At 75.6% G+C, this 1782-nt stretch carries 1 protein-coding gene; it reads right to left on the bottom strand.

The window, feature by feature from the left end; genetic code table 11:
* Window positions 1-216: 216 nt before the first annotated feature.
* Window positions 217-1611, bottom strand: coding sequence for a diaminopimelate decarboxylase (gene lysA, locus FNQ90_RS21920; protein ID WP_182607931.1), 1395 nt, complete (start codon window positions 1609-1611; stop codon window positions 217-219).
* Window positions 1612-1782 lie beyond the last annotated feature (171 nt).

Genomic DNA, 1782 nt, shown 5'->3' with positions numbered 1-1782 from the left:
GTCGTCCGCGCGTCGAGCGGGCATCGGCCCGACCCCTGGACACCGGGCGGCGTCACTCCCCCGTCCCCGGCCGGTCGGCCCCGACCGCACCCGGCCGAACCCCGCCGGGAACGGCGGGACCGGCCCACCCGCTCCCTCGCCGTCGGCGGGCCCGGCGGCGCGCTCCCGCGTCCGTCCCGGGCCCGCCGGCGACCGGTCGGCCGCCACCGGCCTCCGTCAGCCGACGTCCAGCCGCAGCAGGTCCTCCTCCGTCTCCCGCCGCACGATGACCCGCGCCCCCGACTCGTCCACCGACACCACCGGCGGACGCGGCACGTGGTTGTAGTTGCTCGCCATCGACCGGCAGTACGCCCCGGTCGCCGGCACCGCCAGCAGGTCACCGGGGGCGGTGTCCGCCGGCAGCCAGGCGTCCCGCACCACGATGTCGCCGCTCTCGCAGTGCTTGCCCACCACCCGGCACAGCGTCGTCGGCCCCTCGGGGGCGCGCGAGGCCACCGTCACCGAGTACTCCGCGTCGTACAGCGCGGTGCGGATGTTGTCCGACATCCCGCCGTCCACGCTCACGTACGTGCGCAGCCCCGGCAGCTCCTTGACCGTGCCCACCTCGTACAGGGTGAACGTCGTCGGCCCGGCGATCGCCCGCCCCGGCTCCACCGACAGGCGCGGCACCGCCAGCGAGGCCGACTCGCACTCCCGGGTGACGATCTCCGACAGGCCCTTGGCGATCTGGTGCGGCTCGCGCGGGTCGTCGGCCGGGGTGTAGGCGATGCCCAGGCCGCCGCCCAGGTCGATCTCCGGCAGTTCCAGGCCGTGCTCGTCGCGGATCGCCGCCATCAGCCCGACCACCCGGTGCGCGGCCACCTCGAACCCGGAGGTGTCGAAGATCTGCGAGCCGATGTGCGAGTGCAGACCGATCAGCTCCAGCGAGTCCGGGTGGGCCAGGACCCGGCGCACCGCCTCCGCCGCCCGGCCGTCCGCCAGGGCGAGGCCGAACTTCTGGTCCTCGTGCGCGGTGGCGATGAACTCGTGGGTGTGCGCCTCCACGCCCACCGTCACCCGGATCTGCACCCGCTGGCGCACCCCGTGCCGACGGGCCGCCTCGGCGACCCGCTCGATCTCGGCCACGGAGTCCAGCACGATCCGTCCCACGCCCGCCGCCACGGCGCGGTCGATCTCGGCGAGGGACTTGTTGTTGCCGTGCAGCGCGATGCGCTCCGGCGGCATCCCGCCGGACAGCGCGGTGGCCAGCTCGCCACCGGTGCACACATCCAGGTTCAGGCCCTCCTCGTGCAGGCGGCGGACCACCGCCCGGCACAGGAACGCCTTGCCGGCGTAGAAGACGTCGGCCTCGTCGCCGAACGCCTCGCGCCAGGCGCGGCAGCGCGCCCGGAAGTCGGCGTCGTCCAGGATGTAGGCGGGGGTGCCGAACTCGCGGGCCAGGTCGCGGACGTCCACGCCCGCGACGGTCAGGGCGCCATCGGCGCCACGGGCCACCGAGCGGGCCCAGATGCGGGGGTCGAGGGCGGCCGGGTCGGCCGGCGGGGCGAGGTGGTGGGACTCGGGCAGCACGTCGGCGTACCGGGGACCGGCCGGGTGGGCGGAACGACTCATGAGAGGTGACGACTCTTTCTGCTCGGGTTCTCTCCGGACCTGTCCGGGGCGGGCTCGGGTGACGGGCACGGTGACGGCGGCGGGCGGGTCCGGTGCCGCGGCGATCGACTCGCCGGGTCCGGACACCCCACCGCCCCCACGATGCCCGACGCCCGGGCCCGGGACGGAATC

This window comes from Streptomyces alkaliphilus (assembly GCF_014141535.1).
GTDB classification, from domain to species: Bacteria; Actinomycetota; Actinomycetes; order Streptomycetales; family Streptomycetaceae; genus Streptomyces; species Streptomyces alkaliphilus.
This window is presented reverse-complemented; position numbering and strand designations above follow the sequence as displayed.

What these genes read in the sequence shown, in the direction of transcription:
- lysA (WP_182607931.1), bottom strand. Translation starts at nt 1,611, where the DNA reads ATGAGTCGTTCCGCCCACCCGGCCGGTCCCCGGTACGCCGACGTGCTG.